A 22587-nucleotide genomic window follows, 5' to 3' on the forward strand; every position below is an offset into this window, starting at 1 on the left:
CTTCCATGCGACTCACCGTGATCTGGGCCGCCGTGCCCATGCTGGCTGCCCTCCAGGCCGCCAGCGCGCAAGGCATCTCCAACGCGCTCGATCCGGTGGTCATCACGGCGCAACGCGTGCGTGAAAGTGCCTTCGACTCGCCCACGGCCATCAGCGCCGTCACCCGCGAGGTGATCGACAACGGTGGCCCGCAGGTCAACCTGTCGGAGGTGCTCAACCGCGTGCCGGGCATCGTGGCGCTCAACCGCCAGAACTACGCACAAGACCTGCAGATCTCCATCCGCGGCTTCGGCACGCGCTCGACCTTCGGCGTGCGGGGCGTGCGCCTCATCGTTGACGGCATCCCCGCGACCATGCCCGACGGGCAGGGCCAGGCGTCCAACGTGTCGCTCGCGTCTGCCGGCCGCATCGAGGTGCTGCGCGGCCCGATGGCCCAGCTCTACGGCAACTCGGCCGGCGGCGTGGTGCAGGTCTTCACCGAAGACGACGCGCCCACCCCCACCTTCACCGTGAGCGGCGCGGCCGGCCCCTACGAGCAGCGCAAGCTCGGCCTCAAGTACAGCACCACCACCGCCCAAGGCGACGGCATCACCCTCGACGCCTCGCGCTTCGACACCGACGGCTACCGCGAGCACAGCGCCGCCCGCCGCGGACAGTTCAACGGCCGCTGGCAGCGCGACCTCACGCGCGACACGCACGTGAGCGTGGTCGTCAACGCGCTCGACCAGCCCGACACCCAAGACCCGCTCGGCCTCACTCGGGCGCAGTGGGAGGCCAACCCCCGTTCGGTGGCGGCGCCTGCGCTCACGCAAGACACCCGCAAGACCGTGCGCCAGAACCAGCTCGGCAGCGTCATCGAGCACCGCTTCAGCGAAGCCACCCTCTTCACCGGCCGCGTCTACCTCGGCGAGCGCAATCTCTTCAACGCACTCGGCATTCCGCTCGCGCCGCAGCTGGCCGATACCCACAGCGGCGGCATCGTGCGCTTCGACCGCAACTACAGCGGCCTGGGCGCGCAGCTCTCGCACCGCATCACGCTCGACGAAGGCCGCGCGCTGCGCCTGACCGGCGGCATCGAATACGACCGCATGCGCGAGAACCGCCAGGGTTACATCAACAACGCCGGCGTCGAGGGCTCCCTCAAGCGCGACGAGCGCAACGTGGTCGACAACCGCGACGCCTACCTGCAGGCCAGCGTCGACCTGCACCGCGACTGGACGCTGACCGCCGGCGCCCGCAGCATCGACGTGCGCTTCCGCACCCACGACCGCTTCATCACCACTGGAACGCCGGGCAACCCCGACGACAGCGGCAGCCTCGGCTTCAGCGGCGTGAACCCGGTGCTGGGCCTCGCCTGGCACGCCGCGAAGACGGTCAACGTCTACTTCAACGCCGGCCGCGGCTACGAGACCCCCACCTTCACCGAGCTCGCCTACCGCAACGTCGGCTCCGGCCTCAACACCGACCTGCGCGCCTCCAGCAGCCGCCACCTGGAGCTGGGCGCGAAGTGGAAGGTCGACGGCGTGCAGCGCCTCGACGCCGCGCTCTACGACATCGACACCAAAGACGAGATCGTGGTCGACACCAACAGCGGCGGCCGCTCCACCTTTCGCAACGCCGGCCCCACCGAGCGCCGCGGTCTCGAACTCACGCACGTCGCGCAGCTCACCGACAGCCTGCGCAGCACGCTGAGCCTCAACCTGCTGCGCGCCCGTTTCGCCGACGGCCGCCGCCTGCCCGGCACGCCCGAGCGCAGCGCTTTCGCCGAGCTGGCCTGGGCGCCCCAGGCGGCCTGGGGCGGCTTCCACAGCGCCGTCGAGGTGGTGCACACCGGCTCGCTGGTGGTCAACGATGCCAACACCGACGCCGCCCCCGCCGTGACGCTGCTCAACCTGCGCGCCGGCTTCGCCCAGTCGCTCGGCGGCTGGCGCTTCACCCAGCTCGTGCGCCTCGACAACGCGACCGACCGCCGCTATGCCGGCTCGGTGATCGTCAACGAGGGCAATGGCCGCTTCTTCGAGCCGGGGCTCCCGCGGAACTGGCTGCTGGCCGTGACCGCAAGCCATGCCTTCTGACCAGCTTTCTGACAAGTCGTGGCCGGCTTGTCAGAATCGGCGCTTGTCTGCGACGGAGTCGGTATGAGCATTGACACCATCACCCTGGGCGGCGGCTGCTTCTGGTGCACCGAGGCGGTCTATGAGCGTGTGAACGGCGTGACCGCCGTCGAATCGGGCTATTCCAACGGCCACGTGGTCGACCCGAGCTACGAGCAGGTCTGCACCGGCAACACCGGCCACAACGAAGTCGTGCGCGTGAGCTTCGACACCGAGCAGATCAGCCTGCGCGAGGTGCTCGAGATCTTCTTCGTCGTGCACGACCCGACCTCGCTCAACCGGCAGGGCAACGACGTGGGCACGCAGTACCGCTCGGGCATCTACTTCAGCTCGCCCGAGCAGGAAAAGGTGGCGCGCGAGGTGATCGCCGAGATGACGGCGAGCGGCACCTACCGCTCGCCCATCGTCACCGAGGTGCTGCCGCTGGCGAACTACTCGCGCGCCGAGGACTACCACCAGCACTACTTCGCCCAGCACCCCAACCAGGGCTACTGCGCTTTCGTGGTTGCGCCCAAGGTGGAGAAATTCCGCAAGACCTTCGCCAGCCGGGTCAAGGCGGCCTGAGCCGTTCACGGCCCGCGGGGCAGCGTGCGCGATTTGGCAGCGGCCCAGCTGCCCCCGGTGCTTCTCCTGTGAAGATTGCGCGGCAGCCTCGATAGACTGCCCAACACCGTTTGTGATCGGCCGCTCGCCCGCGCGGCCGCGGCGTCTTGCATGGATGGCATTGAACAACTGTGGTGGCGCGCACCCAGCCTCGCCCTGAGGCTTGCGGCAGTGCGGCAGCCGCATGAGCGAGGCGATGAGCGCGTCGATGAGGGCGGCTGGCAGCCCAACCCCGCGGCCACCGCGTGGGCTGCGCAGCGGGGCTTGCCCGAGCACCACTGGCCGGCGCTCGCCAGCGCCTTGCGGGCGCGGCTCGACGCGGGCCAGAGCCAGGGCCGCGTGGCGATGGAGCGTGCGGGCGTCGAGTTCACCTGGACCGCGGTGGCGCTCGCGCCGGGCTGGCTCGTCTGGCTGGAGCCGGCCGCGGGCGACGTCGAACGCCTGACCCGCCGGCTCGACATGGTGCAGACCCTCGGCCGCATGGCCTCGTGGGAACACGACCTCGCCACCGGCGAAAGCCGCTGGGACGCCCACATGTTCGAGCTGCTCGGGCTCGACCCCGCCCAGGGCATGCCGACCCGCAACGCCAACCTCGAGCTGGTGCACCCCGACGACCGCGCGCGCCTCGAAGCCGAATACACACGCTTCGCCCAGGCCGCGGGCCGCTACGAGACGCACTACCGCATCGTCTCGCCAGGCGGCGCGGTGAAAGACATCCGCGCCCTGTGCGAGGTGGAGACCGACCCCCGCGGTGTGCCCGCGCGCATGACCGGCCTACTGATCGACGAGACCGAGATCGCCGACCGCCTGCGCACCAGCGAGGCCACGGCGGCGCTGTGGGTGCGCGCGGTCGACCTCGCCGCCGTGGCCCTGTGGCGGCTCGACCTCATCAACCAGCGCGTCTACTTCAGCGACTGGGGCTACACCATGCTCGGCCTCGACCCGGCGAACGACAAGCTCACCGTCGAGCAGCTGCGCGATCTCATCCACCCCGACGACCGGCCCGCGGTGGTGGCCGCCGCCGAAGAGGCGATCCGCACCCGCGGCGTGGTCGACGTCGAGGCGCGCTACCGCCATCGCAGCGGCCACTACCGCAACCTCTACACCCGTCGTGTGGCGGAGTACGACGACCGGGGCCACGCGGTCGGCCTCTCGGGCGTGACCATCGACATGACCGAGCAGATCGCCGAGCGCGAGCTGGCCCAGGCCTACGCCCAGCGCATCGACCGCGTGACCAACGCCGCCGGCGTGGGCATCTGGAGCGTCGACCTCGAGACGCGCGAGATCGAGTGGAACGAGCAGATGTACCGGCTCTACGGCGTGCCGCGCGACCAGCCGCCGCCGGGCAACGATGTCTGGCTCAACCAGCTGGTGCACCCCGAAGACCGCGAGATCGCGAGCCACCACCGGCCGGTCATCGGCACCGGGCCGCAAGGCCTGCATGCCGAGTTCCGCATCGTGCGGCCCAACGGCGCGGTGCGCTGGGTGGCCTCGTGGTCGCGCCGCGAGGTGCTCGGCAACCGCGAGCTGGCCTTCGGCGTCAACCTCGACATCACCAACCTGCAGCGCACCCAGGCCGAGCTGCGGCAGACGCAGGAGCGCGCGCGCCTGGCCACCGAGTCGGCCGGCATCGGCACCTGGGAGCGTGACCTGCGCACCGGCCGCGCCAAATGGGACGCGCAGATGTACCGCCTGCGCGGCCTGCCCGTCGGGCCCGAGACGCCGCCCGACGACATGCGCTACGCGGCCTACCACCCCGACGACCTGGAGAACATCAACCGCAACAAGGCGCGGGCGGGGATGGAGGGCGACAGCTACGAGAACGAATTCCGCGTGGTGTTCCCCGACGGGTCCATCCGCTGGCTGGCCACGCGCGGCCTGGTGAAGCGCGACGTGCACGGTGACCCCGAGAAGATGCTCGGCGTGACCTGGGACATCACCGAGCGCCGCCGCGCCGAGCAGGCCCTGCGCGAGAAGGCCGCGGCGGTGCAGGCGAGCGCGGCCAAGAGCCAGTTCCTCGCGCGCATGAGCCACGAGCTGCGCACGCCGCTCAACGCGGTGCTCGGCTTCGCGCAGCTGCTCGGCAACGATGTGGCCGACCGCCTGAGCGCACAGCAGCGCCAGCGTGTCGACCGCATCCACTCGGCCGGGCTGCACCTGCTCGCGCTGATCGACGACGTGCTCGACCTCGCCACCATCGAGTCCGACGCCTTGCCGCTCACCTATGAGGCCGTGTCGCTGCAGGCCTCGCTCGACGACGTGCTGCAGTGGACGCAGCTGCAGGCCTCGCAGGCGGCCGTGCAGATCCATGCGCAGCCCATGCGCGGTTGGGTGCGCGCCGACCCGAGGCGGGTGCGACAGATCCTGTCCAACCTCGTCAGCAACGCGATCAAGTACAACAAGTCGCAGGGCCAGGTGTGGATTGCCTGCCATGCCACCACCCACCGCGACCAGCCCGCGTGGACGCTCGCGGTGCGCGACACCGGCCGCGGCCTCTCGGCCGAGCAGTGCACGCAGCTCTTCCAGCCCTTCAATCGCCTCGGCGCCGAGCGCGGCACCATCCCCGGCACCGGCATCGGCCTGGCCATCGTGCACCATCTCGTGCGCCTGATGGGAGGCGACCTGACCGTGACGAGCGAGCCCGGCCGCGGCAGCGAATTCCAGGTCACGCTCCCCGCCGAACGGGCGCCCGAGGCCCTGGAGCGCGAGGTGCACACCGGCTTCCACGCCGACCTGGGCGATGGCGACGCGGCGGGCAGCACGCGCCTGAACGTGCTCTACATCGAAGACAACCCCGTCAACGTGGTGCTCGTGCAGGAACTCGTGGCGCTGCGGCCCGACGTGAGCCTGAGCGTGGCCGTCGACGGCGTGTCAGGCGTGAGCCGCGCGGTGGCCGATGTGCCTCATGTGGTGCTGGTCGACATGCAGTTGCCCGACATCGACGGCTTCGAGGTGCTGCGCCGGCTGAAGGCCGCGCCCACGCTGTCGGACATGACCATCGTGGCCCTGTCGGCCAATGCGATGCCCGAAGACGTGAACCGGGCGAAGCAGGCGGGCTTCGACGATTACTGGACGAAGCCGATCGACTTCCATGCGTTCCTGCGCAACCTCACGCGGCTGGCGCAATCGCACTTGACCCACTGACGACGGCTCAGGGCGCGAGCCGCTCCCGCACCCAGCTCGTGCCCTCCAGGCGATAGCGCAGCCGGTCGTGCAGGCGCGACTTGCGGCCCTGCCAGAACTCCCAGGTGTCGGGCACCAGCCGGAAGCCGCCCCAATGCGGCGGGCGTGGCGGCGAGAGCGCATAGCGCGCCGCCGCCTTGGCCGCATTGGCCACCAGCACGGCGCGCGACGAGATCACCTGGCTCTGCGGCGAGGCCCAGGCGCCGAGGCGGTTGTCGAGCGGGCGCGAGTTGAAGTACGCGTCGGACTCTTCGGCGCTCGTCTTCTCCACGCGGCCCTCGATGCGCACCACGCGCTCGAGCTCGACCCAATGGAACTGCAACGCCGCCTGCGCATGCAAGGCCAGCTCCCGCCCCTTGCGGCTCTCGTAGTTGGTGTACCAGACGATGCCGCGTGCATCGAAGCCCTTGATGAGCACGATGCGCGTCGAGGGCCGGCCGCCTTCGCCCACGGTGGCGAGCGTCATCGCGTTCGGCTCGGGCACCTGCGCATCGAGCGCCTGCTGCAGCCACAGACCGAATTGCTCCAGCGGGTCTTCGCGCGACGCCGCTTCGTCCAGCTCGGCTCGCTCGTAGCTCTTTCGCAGGTCGGCGATGTTCTGTGTGCTCATGCAGTTGAGTATAAAAACACAGGCCAGCGCAAAGCGGTATACCCTCGCGCTTCGTTTTTTGAAAGCCTTGCGATGACCACGATGAACGTCAACGGCAAGACGGTGAACGTCGATGCCGACCCTTCCACCCCCGTGCTGTGGGCGCTGCGCGACAACCTGCAGCTCACCGGCACCAAGTTCGGCTGCGGCGCGGCGTTGTGCGGCGCCTGCACGGTGCACATCGACGGCCAGCCCACGCGCAGCTGCGTGACGCCGATCTCCGCCGTGGGCACGCAGAAGATCACCACCATCGAGGCGATGGCCGACGACAAGGTCGGCCGTGCGGTGCAGGCCGCCTGGATCAAGCACGACGTGGCGCAATGCGGCTACTGCCAGAGCGGCCAGATCATGAGCGCCATCGGCCTGCTCAAGACCAAGCGCCGCCCGAGCGACGCCGACATCGACGCGGCGATGGCCGGCAACATCTGCCGCTGCGGCACCTATGCGCGCATCCGCGCCGCGATCAAAGACGCCGCGCAGTCGCTGGCGTGAGGAGGCACGACAGATGAACTACGACCACCTCATGTCGCGTCTCGGTGCGCAGCAGGCCGCCACCGTGGGCCGGCGCCATTTCCTGAAGCTCGGTGCGGGCACCGGCTTCGCCCTGGGCCTCTTCGTCGCGCACGACGAGGCCGAGGCCCAGGCCGCCTCGGCGCCTGCCAAGGCGGTGTCGCTCAAGCCCAGCGAGCAGCCGACGGCCTTCGTGCGCATCGACACCGACGGCACCGTCACCGTGCTCGTCAACCGCCTCGAGTTCGGCCAGGGCGTGATCACGAGCCTGCCGATGCTCGTGGCCGAGGAGATGGACGCCGACTGGTCCAAGGTGCGCGGCGAGCTGGCTCCCGCAGGCGATGCCTACAAAGACCCGGGCTTCGGCATCCAGATGACCGGCGGCTCCAACTCCGTGCGCAGCTCGTGGCAGCAGTACCGCCAGCTCGGTGCGCGCACCCGCGCGATGCTCGTGGGCGCCGCGGCGCAACGCTTCGGCGTGGCACCGTCCGCCTGCCGCGTGTCGAACGGCGTGGTGTCGGCCGGTGGCAAGCGTGCCAGCTTCGGCGAGCTCGCGGCCGACGCGATGAAGCAACCCGTGCCCGAGGCCGTCACGCTCAAGAACGCGAAGGACTTCAAGCTCATCGGCAAGCCCACCCCACGGCTCGATGCGCGGGCCAAGGCCACCGGCCAGCAGGCGTTCGGCATCGATGCGCACCTCGCCGGCATGAAGACCGTGCTGCTGCTTCACCCGCCCGTCTTCGGCGCGAAGCTCGTGAGTTTCGATGCCAGCAAGGCGCGTGCGGTGAAGGGCGTGGTCGAGGTGTTGGAAGTGGTGCTCGACCGCGGCGCGACCGGCCTCGCGGTGATCGCCGAAGGCTACTGGCCCGCCAAGATGGGCCGCGATGCGCTGCAGGTGGTGTGGAACAGTGCGGCGGTCGAGAAGGTCGATTCGCAGGCGCAGCTGGCGAAGTACCGCGAGCTGGCCGGCAAGCCCGGCATCAAGGTGCGCGAGGCCGACACCTCGAAGATCGCCTCGGCGCCGCGCAAGATCAATGCGGTCTTCAGCTTCCCCTACCTCGCGCACGCGCCGATGGAGCCGCTCAACTGCCTGATCGATTTCGACGGGCGCAGCTGCAAGATCACCGCGGGCTCGCAATTCCAGACCGTCGACCAGGGCGCGGTGGCCGCCGTGCTCAAGCTGAAGCCGCAAGACGTGCAGCTCACCACCGCCATGGCCGGCGGCGGCTTCGGGCGCCGCGCGGTGCCGAGTTCCGATTACCTGGTGGAGGCCGCACGCGTGGCCGATGCGTGGCGGCTCGCGGGCAACTCGGGCCCGCTCAAGATCGTGTGGAGCCGTGAAGACGACATCAAGGGCGGCTACTACCGCCCGGCGCATGTGCACCGCGCCGAGATCGGCTTCGACGAGAAGGGCCAAGTGCTGGGCTGGAACCACACCATCGTCGGCCAGTCGATCCTCATGGGCACGCCGTTCGAAGCCTTCATGGTGAAGAACGGTGTCGACGGCGTGATGGTCGAGGGCGTGGCCGACACGCCCTACAAGCTGCCGCTGTCGCTGCAGATCCACCACCCCAAGGTCAACGTGCCGGTGCTCTGGTGGCGCTCGGTGGGGCACACGCACACGGCCTTCGTGATGGAGACGCTCATCGACGAGATCGCCCGCATCACCGCGCAGGACCCGGTGGCCTACCGCCGCCAGCTGCTGGGCGACCAGCACAAGCACCACCTGGCGGCGCTGGAGCTGGCGGTCGAGAAGTCGGGCTACGGCCACAAGACGCTGCCCAAAGGCCATGCTTTCGGTGTGGCGGTACACGAGTCCTTCGGCTCGGTGGTCGCCTACGTGGTGGAGGCCTCGATGCGCGACGGCGAGCCTACCTTGCACCGGGTCACGGCGGGCGTGGCCTGCGGCACGGCGGTCAACCCGATGGCCATCGAGGCGCAGGTGCAGGGCGCCGCGCTGATGGGGCTTGGCACCACCCTGCCGGGCGCCGCCATCACGCTCAAAGACGGCGTCGTGCAGCAGAGCAACTTCGGCGACTACACCGTCGCCCGCATGCCGCAGATGCCGGCCATCTCGGTGCACATCGTGCCGAGCACCGAGCCCCCCACCGGCATGGGCGAGCCCGGCCTGCCGCCTTTGGCACCGGCGTTCGCCAACGCCCTGGCGCGCCTCACCGGCAAGCCGATGCGTGCACTGCCGTTTGAATTTGTATGAGGCTTGTATGGGGCTGCTGAAGGGTGGTGGTCTTACTCAAAATGCCTTACGGGGAAGGCCTTAAGTGAAGCCCCCACTATCGTTTGAAGGCCCGAAATCCGATTCTTGATGACAGGCGGCCCGCAGTGGAGCCGCCACATCGGGGAGTAGGCCGAATGAAGTCACGGCCGGCAGTGGTGGTGTTGGCAGCAGGCCGCGGCTCGCGTTTTCGCGGCCTGCACCACAAGCTCGTGCAGACGCTGGGTGCGTCGACCGTGCTGGCCACGACGATCTCGAACGCGCTGGCCACGCAGATGCCGGTGCTGGTGGTCACCACCGAGCCGCTCGCCGAGATGGTCAGCCGCCACGTGGCCACGCGCGACATGGTGGTGCTGCCGCCGGCCGGCTCGCCCGCCGCTCAGGCGCTGGGCATGGGCTACTCCATTGCGGCCGGGGTGGCGGCGCGCTCCGATGCCTCGGGCTGGCTCATCCTGCCGGCCGACATGCCGATGATCCAGACCTCGACGTTGCGCCAGGTGGCCGACGAACTGGACGGTAATGCGATCGCCTACGCGCAGCACCGTGGCCTGCGCGGGCACCCGGTGGGCTTTTCCGCCGAGCTGTATTCGGAGCTGGTGATGCTCACCGGTGACGAAGGCGCCCGCCGCCTGCTGGCCCGCTACCCGGCGATGGGGGTGGAGGTCGACGACCCGGGCGTGCTGCTCGACGTCGACACCGAAGACGACCTCGATCGTGTGCGGGTCGCGCAGCGCGAGATGCAGTTCCGCGAGGCGCGCTGACAAGCCCCCCAGTCGCTGCGCTCCTGCCCCCGAGGGGCGCCGTCCGGCTTGGGGCGGCCCGGCGCCGGACTACGCCAGTGAGTGCGTCCGCGCCAGCGCCACGACACGCTCGATGGCCCGGTCGCGGATGCCGTGCGCCCGCAGCGCCTGCGCCGTCTCCAGCACATACGCGAGGGTGGTGCCGTATCGGCCGCTGGCGTGGCGCAGCACCTTCACCAGGTGCTCATCGTCCAGCGGGCCGGTGTAGTTGGGGCTCTCGCGGCTGAGCGTGAAGCCGAGCGCCGTGACCGGGCCGCTGGCCGTCTGGCAGGGCAGCCAGCGTGGGTCGTAGACGCTGTTGGGCATCTCGCGGGCCCACAGGCGCGGCAGCTCGTCTTCCACCCGGTCGCGGGCGATGCGGTAGACCATGCCGCGGCAGGAGCCACCGCCCACCAGGGCGAACACAAGCCCCGGCCGCTCGGGCGTGCCGCGGTTGATGCGCGACTGCATCTCTAGCGCCCGGTGCCATCCGTGCACCCGAGCCTGTCGCTGCTCGACCGACTCGAACTCGGGCCGCCAGATCAGCGAGGCGTAGCCGAACACCCACAAGTCGCTCTGCCCGCCCCAGGCCGCATGCACCTGCGCGAGCAGGTGAGCCGGTTCGCGCTCGGGTGACAGGGGGCGCAGGGGCGGGGCGAGGCTCATGCCGGATCAGCGGGTGGCAGTGGCCTCGGCTTCGCCCGCAGGCACGGCGATCCCGAGCGCCAGCGCGGTGCTCAGGAACCACAGGATCTCGAATGCCGACAAGCCGGCCGCCGCCGCGGCTTCGCCCACGCCCATCGCACGCTGCGTCCACGCGGCCACCAGCCGCGGTGCGCTCGGGCGGGTGAGGGCGGCAGGCTCGGGGGCGCTGGTGAGCCGGTAGCGGCCGTTGATCGTGCGCGGCGACACACCCTGGTCGACGAGCGTGTGCGTCAGCCCCCACAGCAGGGTCGAGACCTGCAGCGTGTGGCGCTCGCCGGTCCACGTCGTCGTGTCCGGCGCGCGCTGTGGCTCAGCGAGCTGCAGCGGCCGCTGCAGCAGCTCGGCCAGCGGCAGCGAACTCGTGATCTCCCCGGTGCGGAAGTCGACCACCATCCCATGCCCGCCCCCCACGCCCAGCAGGGTGCGACGGCGTTCACCGGCGAGCAGCGCACCCACCAGCAGGTCGCGCAGCGCATGCAGGGCCATGCGGGCGTGCTCGCGCTGCACCGCGCCGCGCGACAGCTCGTACAGCGCGGCGGCGGCTTCGAGCACTTCGGTCATGCCGTCCACACGCAAGGGCGAGCTCACCGCCAGGCCGCGCGGCGCGTCGGCCGCCTTGGTGCCGCGTGGCGTCAGGCGCACCAGCACGCGTGGCGGGGCGACGTATTGCGACCAGTCGTGTGGCACGAAGAGCGTGGTGCAGTCGTTGGCGTCTTCCACCCAGCGCAGGCGCAGGCCGGATTGGCCATCGAGCAGCCGGGTCATGGACACGAGCACCGCGCGGTCGCGTGCGTCCAGGCCGACGGCGGCGAGGTCGAGCGAACGCACGCCTGAAGGCGATGGGCTCGTGGCGGAAGGGCTGGCCGGGGAATCAGCGCGTTCGGGCATGGAGGCTCGACAGGTGCTCGCAGCGGGACCGGGCCAGTCTACTAGCGCCGTTGCGACCGCGGGTGTGTGCCATTGCACGTGGCACGCCCCGTAGGACATGCCCCACAGCCACTGCCGGCCGGTGCCGATACGACCCGCGAGGCCACGGGCCTAAGGTGCTGGCAACCCACCACCCGGAGCGACGCGATGACCTCATCCCCACGGCGCATCAGCAAAGGCTGGGCCGTGGCAGCGGCCGTGTTGGGCGCGCTCGTCGTCGGCGTGGCCGCCTGCGAATGGGCCGGCTGGCCCTTCCTCGCCAAGCCGGTGGAGCGCGCGCTGAGCCGCACGCTCGAGCGCGAGGTGCAGCTCGGCAATGACAGCTCGCGTGCCACGGTGCGCTTCTTCGGCGGCCTCAGGGTCGCGGTGCCGCACCTGCAGATCGGTGCGCCCGCATGGAGCCACCGCCCGTTTTTCCTGCAGGCGCGCAATGCGCAGATGCACCTGTCGTATGGCGACCTGTGGCGCGCGAAGAAGGGTGCGCCGCTCGACATCGACCTGCTGCGCGCCGACCACCTGGTGGTGCATGCCGAACGCCGGGCCGATGGGCGTGCGTCGTGGGTGTTTGGTGGCCTGCAAAAGCCCAAGGAGGAAAAGGAGGGGCAGCCCAAGGTCTTCCCGACCGTGCGCGAGCTGCGCGTCAACGAAGGGCAGCTCACGTATGTCGATGAGCCGTTGAAGGCCGACATCGTCGCCAAGCTCGCGCTGGCCGAAGGCGAAGCCGGTGTGCAGCCGCCTCCAACACAAGGCTCGCAACCCCTGCCGGTGGCGCTGCGCGGACTCATCGCCAGCGCCGAAGGCACGTATGGCCCGGCGAAGCTCTCGGCCAAGCTGCGCACGGCGGGGGTCACGCCCCTGCTGCGCAGCGACTCCGGTGCGCCCTCGGTGCCGGTGGTGCTGGAGCTCAAGGCCAACCAGGCGAGCCTGAGCTTCAACGGCACGGTGACCGACCTCTTCAAGCTGTCCGACCTGACCGGCACGTTCCGCGTGAGCGGCCCGTCGCTTGCGGCGGCGGGCGACCCGCTCGGCGTCACCTTGCCGACCACCGGTGCCTTCGTGCTGGCCGGCCGCATTCACAAGGACGGCAAGGTCTGGAAGGTGGCGGCGCACGACGCCACCGTGGGCGCCACCAGGCTCAAGGGTGACTTCACCTACGACATGAACCCCCGCGTGCCGCTGCTGTCGGGGAAGGTGACGAGCCCGCGACTGCTGCTGGCCGACCTCGCACCCACCATCGGCGGCGAGCCCGGTGCCGCACCGGCCCCGCCGGCGAAAACAAAGGCGCCGCCGGCCGCGCGCGTGCTGCCCGACAAGGAATTTGACCTGCCCTCGCTGCGCGTCATGAACGCCGACGTGCAGATGGCCTTCGAGCGCGTCGAGCTGGGCGCGCTTTTCGCGCTGCCGCTGCAGCCGCTGAAGACGCACCTCACCTTGAAAGACGGCAAGCTGCGCCTCGACGAGCTCGTGGCCACCACCGCCGACGGCAGCGTGCGCGGCAACGTCGCGCTCGACGGCACACGCGACGTGGCCCTCTGGAACGCCGACCTGCGCTGGTCGGGCGTGAAGCTCGAGCAGTGGCTCAAGCAGAAGCGCGCCGATGACAAGCCGCCCTTCGTCAGCGGCAAGCTCGTCGGGCACGCCAAGCTCGAAGGGCGGGGGCGCTCGACGGCGCAGATCCTCGGCAGCCTCGATGGCAGCGTGGCCACCACTGTGCGCCAGGGGCAGGTCTCGCACCTCATCGTCGAAGCCGCGGGCCTCGACCTGGCGCAGGCGCTGGGTGTGTTCGTGAAGGGCGACGAACCGCTGCCCGTGAGCTGCGCGCTCGCCGACCTCCAGGCCGAGAAGGGCGTGCTGACCACGCGCACCTTCGTGGTCGACACACCCGACTCGACCGTGTGGGCCGAAGGCAGCATCTCGATGAAAGACGAGGCGCTCGACCTCAAGGCCACCGTGGCGCCCAAGGACTTCAGCCCGCTTGCGCTGCGCACGCCGGTGCAGGTGAAGGGGGCGTTCAACGCACCCAAGGTGTCGATCGAGAAGGCCCCGCTTGCGCGCCGGGTGGCCGGCGCCGCGCTGCTGGCGCTGGTGAACCCGGTGGCCGCGTTGCTGCCGCTTTTCGACAAGGGCGAAGACGACGGCAGCGACAGCTGCAACCAGCTCGTCGCCCGCGCCCGAGAGGCGGCCCGCGAGGGCCGGTCTCCTGCCGACAAGAAGAAGGGCCAGTAACCACGGCACGCGCATCGGCCGCGTTGACTTGTAATTTGGTTACCTGATAATCGCGCACCAGGTTACAAGTCGTCCGCTCCCATGAAACCAGCCGTCCTCGCCGTCACCCAACGCATCCGCGAGCGCAGCGCCCCGCTGCGCACCGCCTACCTGAAGCGCGTGGAGGCCTGGGGTTCCCGCCCCCGCGGCGCCGACCGCATGGGCTGCGCGAACGTCGCCCACGCCTTCGCCGCCATGCCGGCCTCCGACAAGCTGCGCATCGTGGCCGAGCGTGCGCCCAACATCGGCATCGTCAACGCCTACAACGACATGCTGTCGGCGCACCAGCCGCTGGCCACCTACCCCGACCTGATCCGCGATGAAGCGCATCGCCGCGGCGCCACCGCGCAGGTGGCCGGTGGCGTGCCCGCCATGTGCGACGGTGTCACGCAGGGCCTGCCCGGCATGGAGTTGAGCCTCTTCTCGCGCGACACCATCGCGATGAGCACCGCGGTGTCGCTCACGCACGATGTGTTCGACGCGGCCCTGCTGCTCGGCGTGTGCGACAAGATCGTGCCCGGCCTGCTCATCGGCGCCTTGCACTTCGGGCACCTGCCGTGCGTCTTCGTGCCGGCGGGGCCGATGACGAGTGGCTTGTCGAACAGCGACAAGGCCAAGGTGCGCGAGCAGTTCGCGCAAGGCCTCGTGGGCCGCGAGGAGCTGCTCAAGGCCGAATCGGCCGCGTACCACGGCCCCGGCACCTGCACCTTCTACGGCACGGCCAACAGCAACCAGATGCTGATGGAAGCGATGGGTCTGCACGTGCCCGGCACGGCCTTCATCCACCCGCACGAAGGCCTGCGCGAGCAGCTCACGCGCCAGGCGGTGCGGCAGGTCCTCGAGATTTCACGCGGCGAGCGCCGCACGCCGATCGGCCGTGTGGTCGACGAGCGGGTGATCGTCAACGCGCTCGTCGCCCTGCTCGCCACGGGGGGCTCCACCAACCACCTGATCCACTGGGTGGCGGTGGCCCGCGCGGCGGGCATCCTCATCGACTGGAGCGATTTCTCCGAGCTGTCGCACGTGGTGCCGTTGCTGGCACGCGTGTACCCCAACGGCAGTGCCGACGTGAACCAGTTCCAGGCGGCCGGTGGCCCGGGTTTCGTGCTGCGCGAGCTGCTCGACGCCGGCCTGCTGCACGGCGACGTGATGACCACCACCGCCGGCGGCCTGCGCGACTACACCCGCGTGCCCGCGATGGACGGCGAGCGCCTGGTGTGGCGCGACCTGCCCGAGGCGAGCGGCGACGACCTCATCGTGCGCCGCGCGAGCGACCCCTTCAGCCCCACGGGCGGCCTCAAGCTGCTCGACGGCAACCTGGGCCGCGCGGTGATCAAGGTCTCGGCCGTGCCCGAAGCCAACCATGTGATCGAAGCGCCGGCCATCGTGTTCGACGACCAGGAGTCGCTGCTCGCCGCCTTCAAGGCCGGCTCGTTGCAGCGCGACTTCGTGGCGGTGGTGCGCTTCCAGGGGCCGCAGGCCAACGGCATGCCCGAGCTGCACAAGCTCACGCCGCCGCTGGGCGTGCTGCAGGGGCAGGGCTTCAAGGTGGCGCTCGTGACCGATGGCCGCATGAGCGGGGCCTCGGGCAAGGTGCCCGCGGCCATCCACGTGAGCCCGGAAGCGATGGCGGGCGGGCCGCTCGCGAAGGTGCGCGACGGTGACGTGATCCGCCTCGACGCCGTGGCCGGCACGCTCGAGGCATTGGTCGACGCGCCCACCTGGGCCCAGCGCGAGCTCGCCACGATGAGCGAGCAGCGCCGTGCCGACAACGCCCACGGCCTCGGCCGCGAACTCTTCGGCGGCATGCGCCGCAACGTGCGCAGCGCCGAAGAAGGCGCCATCACCTGGCTTTGAACTGGCTTTGACCACCAGCACCCCACCATGAACACACTCGAACTCGCCACCCACGGCCCGGTGATCCCGGTCATCGTCATCGACCGTCTGGAAGACGCCGTGCCCCTCGCCGAAGCCCTGGTGGCCGGCGGCGTGAAGGTGCTGGAGGTGACGCTGCGCACGCCGGTCGCGCTGGCCGCGATGGAGGCGATTGCGAAGAAGGTGCCCGAGGCCATCGTCGGTGCCGGCACGGTGCGCAACGTCGGTGATGCGAAGGCGGCGCTGAGCGCCGGCTGCAAATTCGCCGTGAGCCCGGGTTACCTGAGCCTCGTCGGCCAGGCCTGCCGCGAGATCGGCCTGCCGCTCCTGCCCGGCGTGGCCACCGGCAGCGAAGTGATGCAGGCCAACCTCGACGGCTACGACTTTCTCAAGTTCTTCCCGGCCACCGCGGCGGGTGGCATCCCGATGCTCAAGGCGCTGGCCGGGCCCTTCGCCGACGTGAGGTTCTGCCCGACCGGCGGCATCACGCCCGAGACAGCGCCGCAGTTCCTCGCGCTGCCCAACGTGCCCGTGTGCGGCGGCTCGTGGCTCACGCCGGCTGCCGCCGTGGCGGCGCGCGACTGGGCGCGCATCACGCAGCTGGCGCGGGAGGCGCAGGCCCTGCGCGCCGCGTGATCCTCCGATTCCCCCGGCCGGGCGAAGACGGCCGCTTGTGCGGCCGCTAGGATGACCGTTCCCGCGGAGTTCTCCCGCGGGCACAGACCTACTTCAAATCCAACGGGGGAAATTCATGTCGTCGATTCATCGCGCGCTTGGCGCGCTGGCGCTGCTGTGCGCCTGGGCTGTTGCGGCCACTCCTGCGCAGGCCACCGAGCCGCCGCAGCTGAAGGCCGAACACGGTCCCAAGACCATCACACTCGGCGACCAGGGCACGCTCAAGCTGCCGGCCGGCTACGTGTACCTCAACGAGCGCGATGCCGGCGCCTTGCTCACCTACTGGGGCAACCCGGGGCCGCACGAGCTGCTCGGCATGGTGCTCAGCGAGAGCGAGAAGGAAACCTGGGCCGTGTCGCTGCGCTTCCGCCCCGAGGGCTACGTCAAGGACGAAGACGCGAAGAGCTGGAACGCGGACGAACTCTTCAAGTCGGTCAAGGAAGGCACCGAAGCGTCGAATGCAGAGCGCAAGAAGCTGGGCGGCGGCGAGCTGCACGTGATCGACTGGGTACAGAAGCCCACCTACGATGCCACCAAGCACCAGCTGGCGTGGGGCATGCGGGCGGAATCGGTGGATGGCGCGCAGCGCGGTGAGTCGGTCAACTACAAGACCTATGTGCTGGGCCGCGAGGGTTACATCGAGATGAACCTGATGACCGATCCGCAGGCGCTCGCCGCCGCGCAGCCGCATGCAAGCACGCTGCTGGCGGCCGCCCGCTTCAACGAGGGCAAGCGCTACGAAGATTTCTCGGCCTCCACCGACAAGGTGGCCGCCTACGGCCTGGCCGCGCTGGTGGCGGGCGGCGTGGCGAAGAAGGTCGGCCTGCTGGCGACGATCGGGCTGCTCTTCGCCAAGTTCTGGAAGATCCTCGCGGTGGGCGTGCTGTTGTTCGGCGGTGCCATCGCCAAGCTTTTCAAGCGCAAGAGCGCCTGAGATCCAGCCCGCGCTCAGGGCTTGCGTTCGATCAACTCGACCTTGTAGCCATCGGGGTCGGTGATGAAGGCGATCACCGTGTTGCCACCCTTCACCGGCCCGGCTTCGCGCGTGACGGCCCCGCCGTTCGCGCGGATCTTGTCGCAGGCTGCATAGGCATCGGGCACCTCGATGGCGATGTGGCCGTAGGCCGTGCCGAGCTCGTACTTCTCGACGCCGTAGTTGTAGGTGAGCTCGATCTCGGCGTGCTCGGGGTTGTGGCCGTAGCCGAGGAAGGCGAGCGAGTACTGCTGCTCGGGACGATCAGTGGTGCGCAGCAGCTGCATGCCCATCACCTTCGTGTAGAAGTCGATCGAGCGCTGCAGGTTGCCGACGCGCAGCATGGTGTGGAGGATTCGCATGGGTCAGTTCTGCTCGGCCGCCCGGAGGGACTGACGCGCCCCTTGGGGGCCGCGAACGAAGTGAGCTTGGGGTCGATTCATTTTCAGCCCTTGGCGTCCATGATGAAACAGGTGGTCGAGGCGTGAGCGTACAGCTTGCCGTCGTGGCCGTAGAGGCGGCCCTCGGCGGTGCCCATGCTGCGCCCGAGGTGAATCACCTGGCCTTCGGCTCGCACGAGCGGCACGTGTTCGGTCAGTGCCCGCACGATGTTGATCTTCAGTTCGACCGTCGTGTAGGTCTTGCCCACGGGCAGTGAGGCGTGGATGGCGCAGGCCACGCACGAGTCGAGCAGCGTGGCAAACCAGCCGCCGTGCACCGTGCCCAGCGGGTTGTAGTGCGCACGTCGCGGGCGGCCCTGGAAGATGGCCCGACCGGGCTCCACGAACACCGGCAGGAAGTCGAGCGTCTCGCCGATGTGCGGCTGCGGCAGCTCGCCCGAGAACATCGCGTTGAACACCTCGATGCCGGCCTTGCCCGCCACCTGCTCGGGGCGGATCACGCCGAGCGCGCTGCGGCGGGCGCGCACCGCGGCTTCGTCGGCCTCCCAGGCGGCGAGGGTCTGTTCAGGGGTGGGCGTGTCGGCCATGAGGCCCTCCATGAAGTTGCATATACAAATATTGTAGCTACAATGATCTGAATGATAGCCAAGACACAAGCCGCGGCCCCACGCGGCTGCACCAACTTCAAGCTGCGCCAGATCACCCGCACGGTGAGCCGGCGCTACGACGCGGCGGTGGCCGCGGCCGGCCTCAAAACCACGCAGTACTCGCTGCTCTCTCACATCGGTGGGCTGGAGCCAGTGCGCCCGTCGGACCTCGCGGCCAAGATGAACCTCGACGTCTCCACGCTCTCGCGCAACCTGCAGCCGCTGGTCGCGCAGGGCTGGGTCGAGCTTGGCCCGGGGCCCGATGCGCGCACGCGGCTCGTCTCGCTCACCGAAGCGGGCCGCGCCAAGCGTGCCGAAGCGCAGCGCCTGTGGAAGCAGGCTCAGCAGAACCTCAACGACACCCTGGGTGCAGAGCGCGTGGCGCAGCTGCACCAGTTGATCGAAGACAGCCTGGCGCTGCTCGGCGCCGATGAAGAGGATGCAAGTGATGACGAATGAACAGAACACCCGCCGCCTGGCGCTGTGGCTCGTGCTGCTGGCCGCGGCCGGCACGTTCTCGTTGACGATGGGGGCGCGCCAGTCGATGGGCCTCTTCCTCAACACCCTCAACACGCACACCGGCCTGGGCCTTGCGAGCATCAGCCTCGCGTTTGCCTTCGGCCAGCTGTGGTGGGGGCTCACGCAGCCGTTTGCCGGCATGGTGGCCGACCGGGTGGGTGCCGGGCGGGTGCTGGTGGTGGGGGTGGTGCTGATCGCCATCGGCACCGCGCTCGTGCCCTTCATGACGACGACGGCGGGGTTGATCCTCGCGATCGGCGTGCTCTCGGCGGGCGGCGCCGGCATGGCCGGCCCCGCGGTGCTGATGGCCGCGACCACCCGGCTGGTGCCGCCCGAGAAGCGCGGCATGGCCTCGGGCATCGTGAACGCGGGGGGCTCGTTCGGGCAGTTCCTCTTCGCGCCGCTCGCGCAGGCCATCACCGCGGCGGCGAGCTGGGTGGTCGCTCTGCAAAGCCTGGCCTTCATCACGCTGCTGGCGCTGCCTGCGGCGTGGGTGCTGCGGGGCACGGCCCAGCAGGCCGCAGCGGCGGCCGGTGCCGCGCCGCTCAAGAAGGAGACGACCCGTGAAGCCATCGGCCGCGCGGTGCACAACCCGAGCTACCTGATGCTGTGCGCCGGTTTCTTCGTCTGCGGCTTCCACGTCGCCTTCATCGCGACGCACCTCCCGGGCGTGGTGGCCTCGTGCCAGCTGCCGGCATCGCTCGGCGCCTGGGCGCTGGGCATCATCGGCCTCTTCAACATCGTGGGCAGCGTGGCAATGGGCTGGGCGGTGTCGTTCCAGGGCGGGCGCTGGCGCATGAAGTCGCTGTTGTCGCTGGTGTATGCGACGCGGGCGGTGGCGGTGCTCGTGTTCCTGCTGGCACCGAAGACCGAGTTCACGCTGCTGGTGTTCGCGGCGGTGATCGGCGTCACCTACCTGTCGACCGTGCCGCCCACCGCCGGTCTCGTCGCCAAGTTCTTCGGCCCGGCGCACATGGCCACGCTCTTCGGGCTGGTGATGCTCGCGCACCAGATCGGCGGCTTCCTGGGCGCGTATTTCGGCGGCAAGTCGTTTGAGTGGACCGGCAGCTACAACTGGATGTGGTATGCCGACATCGTGCTCGCCGTGGGCGCGGCGCTCATCCACCTGCCGATCCGCGAAGCCTCGGCCGTGCCGGCCGCGCAGCCGGCGAAGGCCTGAGGTTCAGGCTCCCACGCCGAGCAGGATCAGCACGCCAATCACCGCGAACACCAGCGCGGCGATGGCGTGCACCCACGCCATCGGCACAAACCTGACTGCACGCTCGCCGAAGAGCACCGCCGGCACATTGGCCAGCATCATGCCGAGCGTGGTGCCGGCCGTGACCCAGATCAGCGAGTCGAAACGCGCGGCCAGCATCACGGTGGCGATCTGCGTCTTGTCGCCCATCTCGGCGAGGAAGAAGGCCACCACCGTCACGCCGAACACCCCCCAGCGGCCGGCGCTCGCGGTCTCGCCGTCGTCGGCCTTGTCGGGAATGAGCATCCACACCGCCACGGCGAGGAACGACGCACCGAGCACCCAGCGCATCCATTGCGGGTTGACGAGCGTTTGCAGCCACGCGCCGAGCGCGGCGGCGGCCGCATGGTTGGCCAGCGTCGCGACGAGGATGCCCAGCACGATGGGCACGGGCTTGCGGTAGCGGGCCGCAAGCAGCAGGGCGAGGAGCTGGGTCTTGTCGCCGATCTCGCCGAGGGCGACGACGCCGGTCGACACCCAGAAAGCTTCGAAGGTCATCAGGAAAAGGGTCAGGCCGTGGGAACGGTGTAGTTGAGCGTCATGCGTCCACCGTCGACGAAGACGATCTCGCCCGTCATGTAGCTAGACGCGTTGCTGAGCAGGAAGGCGGTCACGTCGGCGATCTCGGCCGGCTCGCCGAGGCGCTTCATCGGCGTGCGGCTCATGATGCGCTGCTTCGCTTCTTCACTGCCGAGCACCGCGTTGCGTGCCAGCTCGGTGGCGATGGTGCCGGGGGCGACGGCGTTGACGCGCACCCCGCGGTCGGCGAGCGAGAGCGCCATCACGCGCGTGAGCTGGTTGATGCCGCCCTTGCTCACGTTGTAACTGGCGATGGTGGGAATGGCCATCACGCCGTTGACCGAGCTCATGTTGACGATGGCGCCGCCGCCCGTCTTCACCATCTCGCGTGCTGCCGCCTGGCCGACGAGGAAGGCGCCCTTGAGGTTGACGTCGAGCACGGCGTCCCAGTCGGCCTCGGTGATGTCGAGGAAGTCGGCGGCCTTGAAGATGCCGGCGTTGTTGACGAGGCCGGTGATGCGGCCGAAGGTCGCGAGCGTGTTGCCGATGGCCGCGTCGACCTCGGCTTTCGAGGCCACGTTGCAGTGCACGTAGTGCGCCTGGCGGCCTTGGGCGGTGAGCGAGGCGGCGAGGGCCTGGCCGCGTGCATCGTCCACGTCCCACAGCGCGATGGCGGCGCCGTCTTGTGACAGGCGCTCGGCACACGCGGCGCCGATGCCCCGCGAGGCACCCGTGACGATGACGACGTGGTCGTTCAGCGCGAAATTCACCTGTGAGTTCATCGTTTGTCTCCCGCAAGCCAGACGGCGATGCCCTGGGCGTTGAGTTCGATGTCGTTGGCGAGCAGGTGCAGCACCTCGTCATCGGCCAGCGTGCAACCGTGTGCGTGCACGCGCTTCAGGTAGGTGGCGCTCAGCGCATGCTTCAGCTGCGCATGGCGGTCGGGCGCGTCGCGCAGCGGCAACGCCAGTTGCACCAGCTCGTCGATCTGCTCCAGCAGGGTGGCGCCGAGTGCGGCGACGTCTTGCACGCGGCCATAGTGGGTGAGGAACATCGACTCGGGCTGGTACGAGAGCAGCCGCTGCACCGAGGCCTTGAGCACGGGCGGGTCGAAGTGCACCGGCGTGGTCGTCGGCAGCAGCCAGGGCCCGCGCGCGGTGTCGAACTCGCGGTACGAGAGGCCGAAGGTGTCGCCGGTGAAGAAGCTCTGGCTGCGCTCGTCCCAGATGCAGTGGTGATGCTTCGCGTGGCCGGGGGTGTCGAGCAGCGTGAGGGTGCGGCCCGCCAACTGCACCGCCATGCCGTCGTGGCTCGTGACGACCCGCTCCTTCGGGATCGGCGCGATGGTGCCGTAGGCGCGCGTCACTTCGTCGGCACCGTACACCTCGCTGGCCCCCGCGATCAGCGCGCTCGGGTCGACCATGTGCCGCTCGCCGCGCGGGTGCACGAGGAGCCGGGCCTTGGGCAGCGCTTGCATCAGCGCACCGGCGCCGCCTGCGTGGTCGAGGTGCACGTGGGTGACGATCACCCAGTCGGCGTCTTCCGGCGCCAAGCCCGCGGCCGACAGTGCCGCCAGCAGGCGCGGCACGCTGTGCGTGGTGCCGGTGTCGATGAAAGCGGCGCGGCCGTCTTCCACCATCAGGTAGGCGGCGTCGAAATTCGGGCGGTGGAAGCCGGTGTCGACGGTGTGGATGCCGTGGGGCGCAGGGCCCCCCAACGAGGGTGTGGCGGTCATGATTCATTCTAGGCAGC

The 22587-nt window shown here is 69.7% G+C and carries 20 protein-coding genes; 12 read left to right on the top strand and 8 right to left on the bottom strand.

The annotated features are described in order from the left end of the window. The first annotated feature begins 5 nt into the window (after positions 1-5). The 3 genes from KF892_22890 to KF892_22900 all read left to right on the top strand — a co-directional run bounded on the left by KF892_22890 (position 6) and on the right by KF892_22900 (position 5861). Positions 6-2075, top strand: a complete 2070-nt coding sequence (locus KF892_22890; protein ID MBX3627874.1) for a TonB-dependent receptor — start codon at positions 6-8, stop codon at positions 2073-2075. Between the two features lie 63 nt (positions 2076-2138). Next, positions 2139-2678, top strand: coding sequence for a peptide-methionine (S)-S-oxide reductase MsrA (gene msrA, locus KF892_22895; protein ID MBX3627875.1), 540 nt, complete (start codon positions 2139-2141; stop codon positions 2676-2678). Between the two features lie 150 nt (positions 2679-2828). After that, the gene (locus tag KF892_22900; GenBank protein ID MBX3627876.1) at positions 2829-5861 is read left to right on the top strand and encodes a PAS domain-containing protein; all 3033 of its coding nucleotides are present in this window, start codon (positions 2829-2831) and stop codon (positions 5859-5861) included. Between the two features lie 7 nt (positions 5862-5868). On the opposite strand, the gene pdxH is transcribed toward KF892_22900, so the two are convergent. Beyond that, a complete protein-coding gene (gene pdxH / locus KF892_22905) occupies positions 5869-6510 on the bottom strand; it encodes a pyridoxamine 5'-phosphate oxidase (GenBank protein ID MBX3627877.1) in 642 nt (213 codons plus the stop codon). 72 nt (positions 6511-6582) lie between these two features. Between pdxH and KF892_22910 the strand changes: the two genes are divergently transcribed. From KF892_22910 to KF892_22920, 3 genes are all read left to right on the top strand, one after another. Beyond that, positions 6583-7041, top strand: a complete 459-nt coding sequence (locus KF892_22910; GenBank protein ID MBX3627878.1) for a (2Fe-2S)-binding protein — start codon at positions 6583-6585, stop codon at positions 7039-7041. Then, complete coding sequence (locus tag KF892_22915) at positions 6992-9274, top strand: xanthine dehydrogenase family protein molybdopterin-binding subunit (protein ID MBX3627879.1); 2283 nt, start codon at positions 6992-6994, stop codon at positions 9272-9274. Before KF892_22910 ends, KF892_22915 begins: the two co-directional genes overlap by 50 nt. Positions 9275-9429: 155 nt before the next feature. Continuing rightward, positions 9430-10053: a nucleotidyltransferase family protein gene (locus KF892_22920; GenBank protein ID MBX3627880.1), complete on the top strand. Its 624-nt coding sequence runs from the start codon at positions 9430-9432 to the stop codon at positions 10051-10053. A gap of 69 nt (positions 10054-10122) precedes the next feature. On the opposite strand, the gene KF892_22925 is transcribed toward KF892_22920, so the two are convergent. Continuing rightward, the gene (locus KF892_22925; GenBank protein MBX3627881.1) at positions 10123-10737 is read right to left on the bottom strand and encodes a gamma-glutamylcyclotransferase; all 615 of its coding nucleotides are present in this window, start codon (positions 10735-10737) and stop codon (positions 10123-10125) included. A gap of 6 nt (positions 10738-10743) precedes the next feature. After that, complete coding sequence (locus KF892_22930; protein MBX3627882.1) at positions 10744-11664, bottom strand: hypothetical protein; 921 nt, start codon at positions 11662-11664, stop codon at positions 10744-10746. A 186-nt stretch (positions 11665-11850) separates the two neighbouring features. Between KF892_22930 and KF892_22935 the strand changes: the two genes are divergently transcribed. The 4 genes from KF892_22935 to KF892_22950 all read left to right on the top strand — a co-directional run bounded on the left by KF892_22935 (position 11851) and on the right by KF892_22950 (position 17452). Next, positions 11851-13929, top strand: a complete 2079-nt coding sequence (locus tag KF892_22935; GenBank protein ID MBX3627883.1) for an AsmA family protein — start codon at positions 11851-11853, stop codon at positions 13927-13929. 81 nt (positions 13930-14010) lie between these two features. Then, positions 14011-15825: a phosphogluconate dehydratase gene (edd, locus tag KF892_22940; GenBank protein ID MBX3627884.1), complete on the top strand. Its 1815-nt coding sequence runs from the start codon at positions 14011-14013 to the stop codon at positions 15823-15825. A 27-nt stretch (positions 15826-15852) separates the two neighbouring features. Then, positions 15853-16479 carry a bifunctional 4-hydroxy-2-oxoglutarate aldolase/2-dehydro-3-deoxy-phosphogluconate aldolase gene (gene eda / locus KF892_22945; protein ID MBX3627885.1) on the top strand — a complete coding sequence of 209 codons (627 nt, stop codon included), beginning with the start codon at positions 15853-15855 and terminating at the stop codon, positions 16477-16479. Positions 16480-16594: 115 nt separating this feature from the next. After that, positions 16595-17452 (top strand): DUF2167 domain-containing protein, encoded by an 858-nt coding sequence (locus tag KF892_22950; protein ID MBX3627886.1) that lies wholly within the window; start codon positions 16595-16597, stop codon positions 17450-17452. A gap of 14 nt (positions 17453-17466) precedes the next feature. Here the strand turns inward: KF892_22950 and gloA are convergent, their stop codons facing one another. Both gloA and KF892_22960 read right to left on the bottom strand, forming a co-directional pair. Continuing rightward, on the bottom strand, positions 17467-17853 hold the full coding sequence (gloA, locus tag KF892_22955) for a lactoylglutathione lyase (GenBank protein MBX3627887.1): 387 nt from the start codon (positions 17851-17853) through the stop codon (positions 17467-17469). An 83-nt stretch (positions 17854-17936) separates the two neighbouring features. Then, positions 17937-18479, bottom strand: coding sequence for a PaaI family thioesterase (locus KF892_22960; GenBank protein MBX3627888.1), 543 nt, complete (start codon positions 18477-18479; stop codon positions 17937-17939). A 51-nt stretch (positions 18480-18530) separates the two neighbouring features. On the opposite strand from KF892_22960, the gene KF892_22965 reads away from it, so the two are divergent. Together KF892_22965 and KF892_22970 are read left to right on the top strand one after the other, a co-directional pair. Further along, positions 18531-18998: a winged helix-turn-helix transcriptional regulator gene (locus tag KF892_22965; GenBank protein MBX3627889.1), complete on the top strand. Its 468-nt coding sequence runs from the start codon at positions 18531-18533 to the stop codon at positions 18996-18998. Then, positions 18988-20238 (top strand): MFS transporter, encoded by a 1251-nt coding sequence (locus KF892_22970; protein ID MBX3627890.1) that lies wholly within the window; start codon positions 18988-18990, stop codon positions 20236-20238. The genes KF892_22965 and KF892_22970 overlap by 11 nt, the downstream gene beginning before the upstream one ends. A 3-nt stretch (positions 20239-20241) precedes the next feature. Here the strand turns inward: KF892_22970 and KF892_22975 are convergent, their stop codons facing one another. The 3 genes from KF892_22975 to KF892_22985 are packed head-to-tail and all read right to left on the bottom strand — an operon-like array spanning position 20242 to position 22570. Further along, positions 20242-20814 (bottom strand): TMEM165/GDT1 family protein, encoded by a 573-nt coding sequence (locus tag KF892_22975; protein ID MBX3627891.1) that lies wholly within the window; start codon positions 20812-20814, stop codon positions 20242-20244. A gap of 11 nt (positions 20815-20825) precedes the next feature. Next, the gene (locus KF892_22980; protein ID MBX3627892.1) at positions 20826-21617 is read right to left on the bottom strand and encodes an SDR family oxidoreductase; all 792 of its coding nucleotides are present in this window, start codon (positions 21615-21617) and stop codon (positions 20826-20828) included. Further along, complete coding sequence (locus KF892_22985) at positions 21614-22570, bottom strand: MBL fold metallo-hydrolase (GenBank protein ID MBX3627893.1); 957 nt, start codon at positions 22568-22570, stop codon at positions 21614-21616. The genes KF892_22980 and KF892_22985 overlap by 4 nt, the downstream gene beginning before the upstream one ends. Between the last annotated feature and the right edge of the window lie 17 nt (positions 22571-22587).

This window comes from Rhizobacter sp. (assembly GCA_019635355.1).
Classification (GTDB): Bacteria; Pseudomonadota; Gammaproteobacteria; order Burkholderiales; family Burkholderiaceae_C; genus Rhizobacter.